The 12,962-nt window shown below is 71.5% G+C and carries 10 protein-coding genes and 1 pseudogene; 6 read left to right on the top strand and 5 right to left on the bottom strand.

Annotated features, from left to right (window positions below; genetic code table 11):
* Positions 1-41: 41 nt before the first annotated feature.
* Positions 42-1,713: pseudogene (gene treA, locus EAT51_RS05900) on the bottom strand (alpha,alpha-trehalase TreA).
* Positions 1,714-1,753: 40 nt separating this feature from the next.
* On the opposite strand from treA, the gene EAT51_RS05895 reads away from it, so the two are divergent.
* The gene (locus EAT51_RS05895) at positions 1,754-2,284 is read left to right on the top strand and encodes a M48 family metallopeptidase (protein WP_130514985.1); all 531 of its coding nucleotides are present in this window, start codon (positions 1,754-1,756) and stop codon (positions 2,282-2,284) included.
* A 40-nt stretch (positions 2,285-2,324) separates the two neighbouring features.
* On the opposite strand, the gene EAT51_RS05890 is transcribed toward EAT51_RS05895, so the two are convergent.
* Entirely contained in the window at positions 2,325-3,800 is a 1,476-nt protein-coding gene (locus EAT51_RS05890) for a SulP family inorganic anion transporter (RefSeq protein WP_130514983.1), read from the bottom strand.
* Positions 3,801-4,032: 232 nt separating this feature from the next.
* Here EAT51_RS05890 and EAT51_RS05885 point away from each other — a divergent pair, with 232 nt between their 5' ends.
* The gene (locus EAT51_RS05885; protein ID WP_130514981.1) at positions 4,033-4,200 is read left to right on the top strand and encodes an oxidoreductase-like domain-containing protein; all 168 of its coding nucleotides are present in this window, start codon (positions 4,033-4,035) and stop codon (positions 4,198-4,200) included.
* An 86-nt stretch (positions 4,201-4,286) separates the two neighbouring features.
* Here the strand turns inward: EAT51_RS05885 and EAT51_RS05880 are convergent, their stop codons facing one another.
* The 3 genes from EAT51_RS05880 to EAT51_RS05870 form a co-directional block, all read right to left on the bottom strand.
* Positions 4,287-5,201 (bottom strand): hypothetical protein, encoded by a 915-nt coding sequence (locus EAT51_RS05880; protein WP_130514979.1) that lies wholly within the window; start codon positions 5,199-5,201, stop codon positions 4,287-4,289.
* A gap of 8 nt (positions 5,202-5,209) precedes the next feature.
* Positions 5,210-7,423: a M1 family metallopeptidase gene (locus EAT51_RS05875; protein ID WP_130561398.1), complete on the bottom strand. Its 2,214-nt coding sequence runs from the start codon at positions 7,421-7,423 to the stop codon at positions 5,210-5,212.
* A gap of 384 nt (positions 7,424-7,807) precedes the next feature.
* Complete coding sequence (locus tag EAT51_RS05870) at positions 7,808-8,710, bottom strand: LysR family transcriptional regulator (protein WP_130514974.1); 903 nt, start codon at positions 8,708-8,710, stop codon at positions 7,808-7,810.
* Between the two features lie 85 nt (positions 8,711-8,795).
* Between EAT51_RS05870 and EAT51_RS05865 the strand changes: the two genes are divergently transcribed.
* The 4 genes from EAT51_RS05865 (at position 8,796) to EAT51_RS05850 (ending at position 12,622) form a co-directional block, all read left to right on the top strand.
* Positions 8,796-9,572 carry an NAD(P)H-dependent oxidoreductase gene (locus tag EAT51_RS05865; RefSeq protein WP_130561397.1) on the top strand — a complete coding sequence of 259 codons (777 nt, stop codon included), beginning with the start codon at positions 8,796-8,798 and terminating at the stop codon, positions 9,570-9,572.
* A 55-nt stretch (positions 9,573-9,627) separates the two neighbouring features.
* Positions 9,628-10,470, top strand: coding sequence for a class I SAM-dependent methyltransferase (locus EAT51_RS05860; protein WP_130561396.1), 843 nt, complete (start codon positions 9,628-9,630; stop codon positions 10,468-10,470).
* Between the two features lie 413 nt (positions 10,471-10,883).
* Entirely contained in the window at positions 10,884-11,798 is a 915-nt protein-coding gene (locus tag EAT51_RS05855) for an outer membrane beta-barrel protein (RefSeq protein ID WP_130561395.1), read from the top strand.
* Between the two features lie 158 nt (positions 11,799-11,956).
* Positions 11,957-12,622 carry a hypothetical protein gene (locus EAT51_RS05850; RefSeq protein WP_130561394.1) on the top strand — a complete coding sequence of 222 codons (666 nt, stop codon included), beginning with the start codon at positions 11,957-11,959 and terminating at the stop codon, positions 12,620-12,622.
* The last annotated feature ends 340 nt before the right edge of the window (positions 12,623-12,962 follow it).

Here is a 12,962-nt window from a genome sequence, read left to right as displayed (position 1 = left end):
TGAAGGGGCCCGATCATAAGCGCAGACGCGTGGCGGGGCTGTCAGCGCGCCGACGGCGGGTACAGGTCCAGCAGGCGCAGGGTCACCCCGTTGGTCCAGCCGAAGCCGTCCTGGTTGGGATACTCGCCGCCGCCGGCGCGCTGGCCGGTGACCAGCACGTCGTACTTCTCGGTGAGCTTGTGCTCGGCGTCGAACACGCCGGACACCCGCGCCAGGAACGCGCGCCCGATGCGCTCGGCCAGCGCGTCCTGGCCGTAGCGGCGCAGGCCATCGACCGCCACCCACTGCAACGGCGCCCAGCCGTTGGGCGCGTCCCACTGCTGACCGCTGCGCACCGGCGTGGTCGCCAGCCCGCCCGGGCCGACCAGCTGCGCCTGCACGGTGGCCGCGGTGCGCTGGGCGTGCTCGGGCGAGGCCAGTCCGGCGAACAGCGGGAACAGCATCGCCGCGGTCACCCGGTCGCGCGGGGCGCGCGTGCGCAGGTCGTAGTCGGCGTAGTAGCCGGCCGGATTCCACAGATGCCGCTCGATGGCGGCCTGGCGCTGCGCGGCGCGTGTGGCGTAGTCGATGCGGCATGCGCCGGGCTGCTGGGCACAGGCCGCGGCCAGCGTGGCCTCCAGGTGGTACATCAGGCTGTTGAGATCCACCGGCACGATCCGCGTGGTGTGGATGCTGCCCAGCTGCTGCGGATCGTCGAACCAGCGGCTGGAGAAGTCCCAGCCCGATTCGGCCGCCGCGCGCAGGTCGCGATAGACCTCGCCGGCCGGCCGCGTATCGCGCACCTGCGCGGCGGTGGCCACATCGTGCGCCCAGGCCTCCTGGCGCGGGATGTCGCGGTCGTCCCAGTAGCGGTTGAGCAGGCTGCCGTCGGCCAGGCGCACCACGCGCGCCGAGGCCTGGCCGGGCTTGAGCGCCTCGCTGTCGCGCATCCAGTAGGCGTACTCGGCCTGCAGCTGCGGCAGGTAGCGGCGCCGGACCTCATCGCCCTGCTGCGCGGCCGCCTCGCTGACCATGAAGGCGAAGAACGGCGGCTGCGAGCGGCTGAGGTAGTAGCTGCGCGTCCCGTTGGGAATATGCCCGTAGGTGTCGACCTGATAGGCGAAGTTGTCCAGCATCTGCCGCGCCAGCGCGCCGCGGCCGCTCTCGAACAGCCCCAGCATGGTGAAGTACGAATCCCAGTAGTACACCTCGCGGAAGCGCCCGCCCGGCACCACCGTCGGCTCTGGCAGCGCCAGCGCGCTGCTGTACGGCGGCACCTGGCGGAAGCTGCGCGTGAGCACCGGCCACAGCGCGTCGATATGGCCGCGCAGATCGGTGTCCTGGGCCAGCTTCGGCACCTGCAGCGGCGGATCCTCGTCGAAGTGCGCCGCGACGAAGGCCTTCAGATCGAAACCCGGCTGACCGCGCGCGGCCAGGTACTCGGCCTCGACCCGCGCCGGCTCCCCGCGCACGGTCATGTCCACGAAGTGCTTCTGGTCCTCGAACACCCGGCCCATCTGCACCGCCTCGAACAGTTGCGGATACAGCTGGTCCGGCGTGGCCGGCGCGGCCGTCCTGGCCGCGGCGGGGGCCTGCGCCACCGGCGCCGAGGGCGTGGCACAGGCGGCGAGCCCAAAGGCGATGGCGACGGTCAGCAGGCAGGCGGTGACACGGTGGCGCGGCGCCATGCGCGGCTCCTGGGTTTGAGGATGAAGACGACGAAAGATAGCCAATCGGACCGCAGCCCCGCGTGGCGGTCACGCCGCGCTGCCGCATGGCCGCGCGCCGCGGCGGTATCGTGTGCGCCATGACGCCGCTCAAGTACCTCGCCGGCTATCCCGAGCCCCTCCAGCAACAGGTCCGCGCCCTGATCGACGCCGGCAAGCTGGGCGAGGTGCTGGCCCGCCGCTATGACACCGCCCACGCCGTGCGCACCGACCGCCAGCTCTACGACTACACCCAGGCGATGAAGGAGCGCTACCTGCGCCAGAGCACGCCGCTGCACAAGGTCGTCTACGACCCCAAGCTGCAGGTGGTCAAGCATGCACTGGGCACGCACACCCAGGTCTCGCGCGTGCAGGGCGGCCGGCTGAAGGCCAGCCGCGAGATCCGCATCGCCACCGTGTTCCGCGACGCGCCGGCGCCGTTCCTGGAGATGATCGTCGCCCACGAACTGGCGCATCTGAAGGAAGCCGACCACAACAAGGCCTTCTACCAGCTGTGCACCCACATGAGCGCCGACTACCACCAGCTGGAGTTCGACCTGCGCCTGTACCTGACGCAGCTGGAGCTGGGCCAGGCCTGATCCGTCTCCCTGGCGATCCGGTCCGGGCCTGGGCCGCACCCTACCCCGCCACGTCCTCGATGCCGTCGGCCAGCAGTGGGCGGTCCCGCAGTCCACGGACCTGGACGCTGCAGCCGTGGTGCTCGAAGCGCGCACGCACCTTGTCCAGCGCGGCCAGCGCGGTGACGTCCCAGAAGCGCGCACCCTGCACGTCGATCACCACTGCCTGCCCTTCCGCCTGACGCGGATCGAAGGCCTCGACGAACGCATCGGCCGAAGCGAAGAACACCGGCCCCTGCACGATGTAGCGATGTTCCGGCGCGCCGTCGCGGCCGCGCTGCTCGGCATGGCGCACCTGCAGCGCGCTGGAGGTCTTCCACGCGAAGAACAGCGCGCTCAACAGCACGCCCACGCCCACGCCTATGGACAGATCGTGCGAGGCCAGGGTGGCCACCACCACCGCCACCATCACCCCGCTGGACAGCCGGGGATGGGTGGACAGCGTGCGCAGCGAGCCCCAGTCGAAGGTCGAGGCCGAGACCATCACCATGATCGCCACCAGCGCCACCACCGGCACCCGCGAGACCCAGTCCTTCAGCAGCACCATCAGCACCAGCAGGAACACGCCGGCGAACAGCGTGGAGAGCCGGCCACGCCCGCCGTAGCGCACGTTGCCCACGGTCTGGCCGATCATGCCGCAGCCGGCGATGCCGCCGAACAGGCTGGCGCCGATGTTGGCCAGGCCCAGCCCCGCGCATTCGCGGCTCTTGCTGCTGGGCGTGTCGGTAAGCTCGTCGACGACGCGCGCGGTCAGCATGGACTCGAGCAGACCGACCATGGCGATGGCCAGCGCCGGGCCGGCGATGATGCGCAGCGTGTGCAGATCCAGCGGCACGCCGATGCCATGCCAGGACGGCAGGCGGGTGGGCAGCTGGCCCAGGTCGGCCACGGTCTTCAGCGGCAGCCCCAGCCCCGCGGCCAGCACGGTCAGCGCCACGATGCAGATCAACGGCGAGGGAATCGCCTGCAGTCCCGGCAGCGGCAGCCGCGGCAGGCCGTAGATGATCGCCAGGCCCAGCGCCAGCATCGCCCAGGTGGCCACGCCGGCGCCGGCCAGCTGAGGCAGCTGCGCGCTGAAGATCAGGATCGCCAATGCGTTGACGAAGCCCGTGCGCACCGAGGAGCTGACGAAGCGCAGCATCACGCCCAGGCGCAGCAGGCCGAAAACGACCTGGATCAGCCCGGCCAGCACGCCGGCCGCCAGCAGGTAGGGCAGGCCGTGAGCGGCCACCAGCGGCGCGGCGACCAGCGCCACCGAGCCGGCCGCCGCCGAGATCATCGCCGGGCGCCCGCCGGCGAAGGCGATCACGATGGAGATCACGAACGAGGCGTACAGCCCCACCTGCGGATCGACCCCGGCGACGAAGGAGAACGCGATCACTTCGGGGATCAGCGCGAAGGTGGCGACCGCGCCGGCGAGCAGCTCGCGCAGGGGCCTGCGGCGCCATTGCGCCAGTTCAGAGGAGAGCAGCGACATGAAGAACCTGGAAGCGGTCGCGCCGCGCGCGGATTCAGCGCGGTCGGACAGGGGACGGGGCGCCCCATTGTGCCAAGCGCGCATAGCCGGCGCACGATCGCGCGTCCCGCAGACCGCACGCGGAGCGCCGGATCGCGCGCGCCTTGCGAGCTGCCCCGCTGCATCGTGGCCGCGCCGGGGGCGCAGGTGCCTGATCGCCGCCCCGGCACAGCGGGTGCGGGATAATCGGCACATGCCTGAAGACGATCCCCGCCCCGTTCCGCCCGAACCGCCGCTGCCCAGCGACTGCTGCGACAGCGGCTGCGACCCTTGCGTGTACGACCTGCACGCCGAGGAGATGACGCGCTACCGCGAACTGCTCGCCGCCTGGCGCGCGCGCCATCCCGAGGCCGATAGCTAAGCGAGACCAGGCGCGACGCTGGCCTTACCGACGCGCGATCAGCTGCGCGACGACCGCAGCGTCGCCGCGCGCGCGTGGCATGCCGATCAGGCCGCCTCGTCGTAACGCCAGGCCTCGGCCTCGATGGCACGCCGCGTCGCGTCGTCGTCGACCAGCTGCGCCAGCACCTGCAGGCGCGCCAGGCGCAGCCAGCCGCCGGCCAGGGTGATGAGCTGGGTCACGCCCAGCGCCAGCCACCAGTCGCCCCAGCCGGCACCGGAGGCGGCGATGCGCAGCCAGCCCAGCGCGGCGATCAGCAGCGCGCCCAGCACCAGGATCGCCAGGCTCAACGCCCAGGTCGCCAGCGGCCGGCGCAGGTACAGCTTCAGCGCGCGCCACCAGTGCACCACCACCGAGCGGCTGTCGTCGCGCGCGGCGATGCGCGCGCGGGTCAGCTCGGTCAGCAGGTACGGCATCAGGCACAGCAGCACCGCGGCCAGCAGCGCGCCGCGCTCGGTCCAGTGGACGGTGGACTCGAGCACGGCGTCGAACCGGCGCTCGCGCGCCACGTGCACCAGCCACACGCCGGCGGCCACGAACGGCGCCAGCGGCAGCAGCGACCACAGCATCAGGCGCAGCTGGCGTCCGTACTCGCGCATGCCCTCGGCGGCCAGCGCGAACAGCCGCACGCCGCGGCCCAGCCGTACCGCCGCCACCATGACCCCGGTCAGCCACGGCCACAGCAGCGCCGTGCCCCACAGTGCGGCCAGCACGCCCCAGACCGTCCCGCTGTCCTTGGCCGCGCCACCGACCACCTCGCCCAGCACCAGCAGGCTCAGCGCGTGGGCATAGCGCGGCGCGTCGATGGCATGGCTGAGCTGCGCATCCAGCAGCGCATACAGCGGCAGCGCCGCGACCAGGGCGACCAGCGACAGGCTGGCCCACCACAGCAGCAGCGCGCGCCAGTGCAGTGCGCGAACCGCGCCGCGCGCAAGCACCGAGAGGCCATGGAAATCGGTCATCGCGCGCCTCACAGGTTCACCAGCGCGGCCTGCAGCGCCTGCAGCAAGGCCAGGACATCGGCGCTCCAGCGCCGCGCCGCGGCGTGGTCGCCGTCGATGCGCCGGCCGTCGTCGAGCTTGCCCGCATCCAGGAAGTGGCGCTGCTGCGGATCCAGCTGCGCCGAGACCGCGCGCCGCGGGTCGACGAAGCTCCAGCGCTTCCACGGCAGCGCATCGTCCCAGTCGAAGCGGCGCGTGCTGCCATCGGCGAAGGTCACCACCAGCGTCTGCGGTACCGCCGCCCCGCGCCGGCGCACGCTCACCGTGGTGCGCCAGGCGAACGGGCCGGCCTCGGACGCCGCATCCGGATGCGCCTTGTGCCAGGCGGCCGTGCGCGCATCGGCCAGCGCGTTGGTCTCCTCTTCGCCACGCGTGACCGCCTTGCCGCCCTCGACCACGCGCCCGGCCAGCGGCGCGACCGGCTCGCTGGTGAAATCGGCCAGACTGTCGTCGAGCTTGTTCACCGCGTAGACCTGCTGGGCGAACGCACGCTCGATCAGGGCGCGCCTGCCGGTGGAGACGGCCAGCGACTCACGCAGGTCGGCGATGGAGGGATGGCGGAACTTCCAGGTGGCGTAGTAGTCCTTGAACGCCCGCTCCAGCGCCGGCCGGCCCAGTTCCGCCTCCAGGTCGCGCATCAGCGTGGCGGTGCGCGAATACACCGAGACATAGCCGCTGGTGTCCAGCCGGTTCCAGGAACTGGCGCCGGTGGGATCGCTGGGGTCGTCCACCTGCGCGCCCAGGCGCTCGAACTCGAACGGATCTGTCACCGGCAGATGCACACCCAGCCGGTTCAACCACGGCGGCAGCAGGTCGTAGCGGCGATGGCCATCGCGCAGCATGCGCTGGTCCCAGAACTCGTTCAGGCCCTCGTCCAGCATGGGCTCCTCGAACTCGTTGGAGGCCAGGATCCCGTAGAAATACCCGTGGCCGAACTCATGGATGCTGACGAAGTCCAGCGAGGCGGCGGTGGACGAGCCCGGCGGCACCTTGGCGTAGCCTTCGGCGGTGAAGAAGGTCGGGTACTCCATGCCCCCGGCCTCGTCGGCGTTGTACGGCGGGATCACCACCGTCACCGAGCGATACGGATAAGGCCCCAGCGTGCGCGAGAAATACGTCAGCGCGTCCTGCGTGGCCTTGAGCGCCGGCCCGGCGCTGGCCACGTACTCGGGCGCATACAGCACCTGCACCGCGACCTTCGGACTGCCCGGCCCGGTCCAGGTGCCGCGCAGCGGCGTGGCGAAGCGCTTGTCGGCGGTCCAGGCGAAGTCGTGCACATCGTCCTGCACGTAGCGGTAGCGCGTGCGCTGGTGAAAGGTCTCCGGCGCGCCCTGCAGCACGCCGGTGGCGCCGACGCGATAGTCCGAGGGCACGTCCAGGGTGACGTCGTAGCTGCCGAAGTCGGCATAGAACTCGCTGTCCAGATGGAACTCGTGCGCGTTCCAGCGCGGCGCGGTGGCGCCCCGTTCGCCGGGCAGCTCCAGCACCGCGATCTTGGGGAACCACTGCCCCACCAGATGGAAGCTGCCGAACCAGCCGGTGCGTGCGATCACCCGTGGCAGCTGCGCGGCGAAGTCGATGTCCAACGTCGTGCTCTGTCCCGGCGCCACCGCCTGGGGCAGGTCCAGGCGGACCACGGTCATGTCGGTGGCCGGCCCGCCATCGGGCTGGACGAAGGTCTGCCGCACCGCCGCCCCGTCCTGGCGCACGCTGGTCATGTCGATCCAGCCCCAGCCGTCCTTGCGCACCGGCACGTCGCTGCGAAAGCTCAGGCCCAGGTCGTTCTTCTCGTGGAAGAAGGTGCTGCCGGTGTTGCGGAAGGCGTTGAGATACAGATGCAGATAGACCGCGCGCACCGGCACCGCGCTGCGGTTGCGCCAGGTCAGCCGCTCCTGGCCGTCGAGGGTGTGGGTGATCGCGTCCAGCCGCACCTTGATGCGGTAGTCGACCACGCGGTCGGACAGAGTCGGTTCGCGGCCGGTGCGCGGCCCGCCCCAGGCGTCGGGCGCACTGGGGGTGCTGACCGCGCCGGCGTCGGCGCCGGCCAGGGCAATGCCATCGGCGGCGACCGCGACCGGCTGCGGCGCGACGGCCGTGGGCATCGGCATGGCCTGGGCCAGCGCCCAGGCCGCACACCCTGCCAGCGCCAGCCCGAACCCGCTGGCCCATCCGCGCTTGTGCATCCCCACGTCCCCAGCCGGCCTCGAGACGGGCCGATTTAATGACACGATGGTAAGGCTTGGCCCGATCCTGGCAACCCGGCGGAGGCGCGCGAGCGCGGGGAGTGCGACTGGCAGCTCTTAGCCCCCTCCCTTTGGCCGGAGGCCAAGGGGAGCTCGAAGTCGCGGCTAGCGACTGAGGGGGAGGGGTGCTCTTCGCGGGGAGGCAAGAGCGCAAGCAAAGCCAAAGCCAAAGCCAAAGGCAAAACCAAAGGCAAAACAAAAGCAAAAGCACCCCCTCCCTGCCTCCCCCTTCGCTTCGCGAAAGGGGAGGGGCAGTGGGTGCCGGCTATTGGGAGAACGGTGAGGCTTCGCTGGGCGTCTTCGCTCAACGGCACACGGCACGCGCTAAGGCTTTACGACCGCCGCCACGACCTGTGCGCGCAGCCATTGATGAGCCGGGTCGCGGTGCACGCGTTCGTGCCACAGCATCGCCATCTGGTAGCCGGGCACGGCCAGCGGCGCGGGCACCACGCGCAGGGCAGGATGTCCGCGCACCAGCCGCTCGGGCAGCATCGCCACCAGGTCGGTGCGCACCAGCGCGGACAGCACGAACAGGAAATGCGGCACCGACAAGGCCACGTGGCGTTTCAGGCCCAGTGCCGCCAGCGCCGCGTCGGTCGGCCCGTGGAAGCCGCCGCCGTCGGGCGAGACGATCACCTGATCCAGCCTGCAGAACTGCGCCAGTGTCGGCCGCCGCTTCAGCCCCGGATGGCCGGCGCGGCCGACCAGCACATAGCGCTCGTCGAACAGGATGCGCTGACGCATCCCTTCCGGCGCGCCTTCGACGGTGTGAAACGCCAGATCGATCTGCCCCGCCTCGGCCTGCTGCACGATCTGCTGCGGCACCAGCCCACGCACCGCCAGTCGCGTGCCGGGCGCGGCGGTGCGCAGGCCGGCCAGTGTCGGCAGCACGATGGTCGAGGCGGCGTAGTCGCTCGCGGCCAGCTGCCAGGTGCGCGTCGCGGTGGCCGGGTCGAACGGCGCCGGCGGCGCCACCGCCTGGCCCAGGGCTTCCAATGCTGCCCTCAGCGGCTCACGTAGGGCGTCGGCGCGCGCGGTCGGGCGCATGCCGCGCGGACCAGGCAGCAGCAGTGGATCGCCGAGCAGTTCGCGCAGCCGCGCCAGCTGCACGCTGACCGAAGGCTGCGACAGATGCAGGCGTTGCGCGGCGCGGGTGACGTTGTGCTCGGCCAGCAGCGCATCCAGCGTGACCAGCAGGTTGAGGTCCAGGCGCCGCAGATCGTGCATGACTATAGCTGGCATTGGCAGGATTCATTTCCACTATAGCGGGGCCAGGCCTACGGTGAGCTTCTCGCTTGCCGTACCCACCGCCATGAACTTGCTGATCGTCCACGCCCACCCCGAACCGACCTCGCTGACCCGGCACCTGGCCGACACCGCAACGGCAACGCTCCTGGCCCAGGGCCACACCGTGCAGCAGTCGGATCTCTACGCCATGCGCTGGAAGGCGGTGTTCGATGCCGACGACTTTCCGGATCGCCTGGACGCGGCGCGCCTGTCCTTCGTCCAGGAATCGGGCCACGCCTTCGCCAACGGGCGCCAGTCGCCGGATGTCGAGGCCGAGCAGCGCAAGCTGATGGCGGCCGATGCGCTGATCCTGGTCTTCCCGCTGTGGTGGTTCGGCATGCCGGCCATCATGAAGGGCTGGATCGAACGGGTCTGGGCCTTCGGCCTCGCCTACGGCTATCGCGGCGCCGGCAACGCGTATCGCTATGGCGAAGGGGGACTGGCGGGCAAGCGCGCGCTGCTGGGCGTCTGCGTCGGCGGGCCGGAAGCGGACTACGGGCCGCGCGGCATTAACGGGCCGCTCGAGGAACTGCTGTTCCCGATCACGCATGGGACGCTGTTCTTCCCGGGCATGCAGGTGCTTCCCAGCTTCGCGGTCTACGACACCGGCCGGCTCGACGCGACCCGCGTGGCCGAAGCGACGGCGGCCTGGCAAACCAGAGTCGAGCGCCTGTTCGATGACGCCCCCCTTCCCTTTCGCCCGCAGAACGGCGGCGACTACCCGGACCGCCACGTGCTGGCCGATCACCTCGCGCCCGGACGCAGCGGATTGACCGTGCACCTGGACGCCGATCCGGCCTGAGCCCTCGCCGCCTGTCGGGTACGATGCCGGCCCGCTCCCGCTGTCGCGCCGTGACGTGCCCCACTCCACCGCACCGCTGCTCACCCAGACCACCGCCACGGCCTTGATCGCCGCGCGCGATGCCGGCCTGTCCGAATGGCAGGGCTCGCTCGACCTGGGCCGCTCCACCGGCAGCGCGCGCCTCGGCGCGTCCGACTGGGAGTGGCGCGGCGTGCGCTATCCGTATCCGGGCAAGACGCGCGATCGCACGCTGTACCACTTCGACGGCGAGGAGTTCGTGCCCGTGTCGCGCTTCGCCGGCGCGCTGATCAAGCTGGTGCCCACGCCGTGGGACGTGCCGACCTTCGAGATCGATGGCATCAAGATGCTGCCGACGGCCAAGGCGTCGCCGCTGGACGATGCGCGTCGCAAGGTGGCCCTGGTCGCCCCGCGCGGCAAGACGGTACTGGATACCTGCGGCGGGCTGGGCTACTTCGCCGCGTGCTGCCTGGCCGACGGCGTGGCGCGCATCGTCTCGTTCGAGAAGAACGACAGCGTGCTGTGGCTGCGCACGCTCAACCCGTGGTCGCCCGACCCGGACTCGGCCGAGGCCGGCGGCCGCCTGCAGTTGCAGCAGGGCGATGTCTCGCGCGAGATCGCCGCGCTGCCCGATGCGGCCTTCGACGCGGCGCTGCACGACCCGCCCCGCTTCGGCATCGCCGGCGAGCTGTACGCGCAGACCTTCTACGATCAGCTGGCGCGCGTGCTCAGGCGCGGCGGCCGGCTGTTCCACTACACCGGCAGCCCCAACAAGCTGACCAGCGGCCGCGACGTGCCGCGGGAAGTGGCCCGGCGCCTGGAGAAGGCCGGCTTCCAGGCGCAGCTGGCGCTGGACGGTGTGTTGGCGGTGCGGCGCTAGGCGGCACACCTTCGGTCGCGCCGACGGCGTGGCAGGGCTGGCCTGGATCCAGCGCGCCTTCGGTCCTCCGTCTCGCTGCACAAGCTCCCTTGCCGGCAAAGCAGCCCACAGGCAGCGGACCGCGCCGCGGGGCTGGCGGCAGGACCGCCCAGGCACCCGCCTGTTCATGCTCGTCTTGACAGCCTTCGGGCGTGACGCCACTGTGCGAACCTGCAGCCAGGGGAACTGCAAGAGCCGTGCGGCGCAAGCCGATGCGGCGGGGCTACGGTGTCGCGCGGGCGCCGGGGCTGGCAAGGGGAACCGCGTGCCTCCTGGCCTGCAGGGCGCGTCTGTCGAAGACGTGCCGGCAAGTCGTTCGTGGCACGCCGCCGCGGGGACGCACATCCAGGACGAGACCAAAGAGAAGGAATGCCATGAACAAGTCTCCCGCGCTATTGCTGGCGTGCCTGTTGGCCGGCCTGGCCTCGCAGGCGCAGGCCCAGACCGTGTCGCCGGCCTTCGACGCCTGGCTCAAGTCGCGTCGCGCGCCGGCCCAGCCGGGTGCGGCCACGCCGCCTGCCTCGCCCGAGCAGCGCCCGCTGACCGAAAACCTGGCGAGCCAGGCCCCTGCCTATGCCAGTGCGCGCCCCGCGCCGGCGACTCCCGTGCCGCCGGTGCCGCCGGCCGCACCGGTCCCGCCGATGGCCCCGCGCGCCGATGCGCCCGTGGCCGTCGCCTCCGCCCCTGCGACCTACGCGGCGGTGCCTGCGCCGGCCCCGCCGCCGCCGCCGGTGCAGCGCAAGCCGCGCGAGCAGCCCCGCAACGCCAGCGGCGCCTTCGTGGGCGTGCAGGCGGGCAAGGGCTGGGTGTATGAGGACGTGGACCAGACCATGTACGGCCTCACCGCCGGCTATCGCTGGCGGGCCGGTTCGGTGTCCTTGATCGGCATCGAGGCCGCGGCGGGCAAATTGCAGGAAACGAAGCGGCAGGACGATAAATACGGCGCTTCCGATTTCTACAGCCTGGGCGCCATCGCACGCTTCAACTTCGGGCGTCGGAGCCCCTGGTTCGCGCTTGCACGCCTTGGTTACTGGTACGGCAACACGACGCAGTACGACACGCGCGGCCGCTACTATCGCCCAGACGGTAGCTCGTACATCAAATACGACAGCTCGCGCGAACACGTCTATGGTGCCTACGCCGGTTTCGGCATCGGCGTGGATCTCAACCGCCACACCAGCCTGAGCCTGAACTACACCGGTTACGTCTACTCCAACAGCTACGACTACGACGAGTACGACCCCAACTACGCTGACGCGCTCAATCTCGGGCTCGAGGTGCGTTTCTAAACCTCCTTACCCACCTGGCGGCAAGGACACCTCCCCGGCAGCGCGCATTCCGATCCAGCGCCGCACGTGCAGACCGCACGCGCGGCGGGCGCGCTTGCCTTGACAGCCCTCCGGCGCACGGCCACTGTGCGAGCCTGCAGTCCGGGGGGGAGCCCGCCATGAAGACATCCACAGCAGCGCTGCTGGCCTGCCTGCTGGTCAGCCTTGCCGCGCCGGCCGGTGCCCAGACCGTTTCGCCCGCCTTCGACGCCTGGCTGAAAGCCCGCCGCGACGCGCACGCGCGCCTGCTGCCGACCGCGCCGGTGGCGGCGACGGCGACGGCCGGGCTCGGCGTGCCGCACGCCATGGCCGTGGCGACGGCCCCCGCCGAGCCGACCGCCGCGACCACGCTCGAGACCGCGCCGACCGTGGCCCAACCCGCGCCCCCGGCGTCCACCTGCACGGTGCTCGCGGAAGACGCGCCCCCCGTTCAACCCACGCCGGCACCGACGTCCCCGCGCGTGGTCCACGCCGGCCGCAGCGCCGCCGTGTCCGTGCCGTCCTACGATCAGGCGCCGCTCATCCCAGCCGCGCCGAGCGTCGCGCCGGCGCCGGCGCCCCCGGTCGTCATCGCGGCCGCCGCGCCCAAGATCGTCGCCCCGCCGCCAGCGCCGCCGGTCCGGCACACACGGCTCGACACCGCGCCCCGCACCGCGAGCGCGGCGCGCCTGCCGACGCGCGACTACGACATGGCCGTCGCCGGACCGCGCGTCACCATCGCCACCGGCGGCGTGGACATGGGCCAGTACCTGGCGCTGAGCGGCCACTACCTCCGCTACCAGTGACCGGCCGCTCCGCGATGCCCGGCATCGCAGGGCAGGCGGCCAGCGCCCTCCTCCAAACGAAGGGGCGAAGGCGCGCGGCGATGGCCAGGCCCGCTCGCTCCACCTCACTGGCCTTCTGACGGCGCCATCGAGCCGACGGCCTTCTGCGTCGCCTTGCGTCCGGCCTAGCCATACCGGCCCACGCGAACACATCCGATTTCCCGTACCGCATCACGACGCAGCGAGGCGGCGCTGCGATCCGCGACGCCCGCGCGCTGGGGAAGATCGGCACCCGAGCTTCGGCGACCCCGCCGTTTCTTGCTGCATCCGACACACTGGCCCGGGCTAACATTTCGCCACT

The sequence above is a fragment of the Pseudoxanthomonas winnipegensis genome (assembly GCF_004283755.1).
Lineage (GTDB): Bacteria > Pseudomonadota > Gammaproteobacteria > Xanthomonadales > Xanthomonadaceae > Pseudoxanthomonas_A > Pseudoxanthomonas_A winnipegensis.
The sequence above is the reverse complement of the archived record's forward strand: the minus strand, read 5'-3'. Positions and strand labels throughout refer to the sequence as shown.

What these genes read in the sequence shown, in the direction of transcription:
- EAT51_RS05895 (WP_130514985.1), top strand. Translation starts at nt 1,754, where the DNA reads ATGGCCGCGCGCCGCGGCGGTATCGTGTGCGCCATGACGCCGCTCAAG.
- EAT51_RS05890 (WP_130514983.1), bottom strand. Translation starts at nt 3,800, where the DNA reads ATGTCGCTGCTCTCCTCTGAACTGGCGCAATGGCGCCGCAGGCCCCTG.
- EAT51_RS05885 (WP_130514981.1), top strand. Translation starts at nt 4,033, where the DNA reads ATGCCTGAAGACGATCCCCGCCCCGTTCCGCCCGAACCGCCGCTGCCC.
- EAT51_RS05880 (WP_130514979.1), bottom strand. Translation starts at nt 5,201, where the DNA reads ATGACCGATTTCCATGGCCTCTCGGTGCTTGCGCGCGGCGCGGTTCGC.
- EAT51_RS05875 (WP_130561398.1), bottom strand. Translation starts at nt 7,423, where the DNA reads ATGCACAAGCGCGGATGGGCCAGCGGGTTCGGGCTGGCGCTGGCAGGG.
- EAT51_RS05870 (WP_130514974.1), bottom strand. Translation starts at nt 8,710, where the DNA reads ATGCACGATCTGCGGCGCCTGGACCTCAACCTGCTGGTCACGCTGGAT.
- EAT51_RS05865 (WP_130561397.1), top strand. Translation starts at nt 8,796, where the DNA reads ATGAACTTGCTGATCGTCCACGCCCACCCCGAACCGACCTCGCTGACC.
- EAT51_RS05855 (WP_130561395.1), top strand. Translation starts at nt 10,884, where the DNA reads ATGAACAAGTCTCCCGCGCTATTGCTGGCGTGCCTGTTGGCCGGCCTG.
- EAT51_RS05850 (WP_130561394.1), top strand. Translation starts at nt 11,957, where the DNA reads ATGAAGACATCCACAGCAGCGCTGCTGGCCTGCCTGCTGGTCAGCCTT.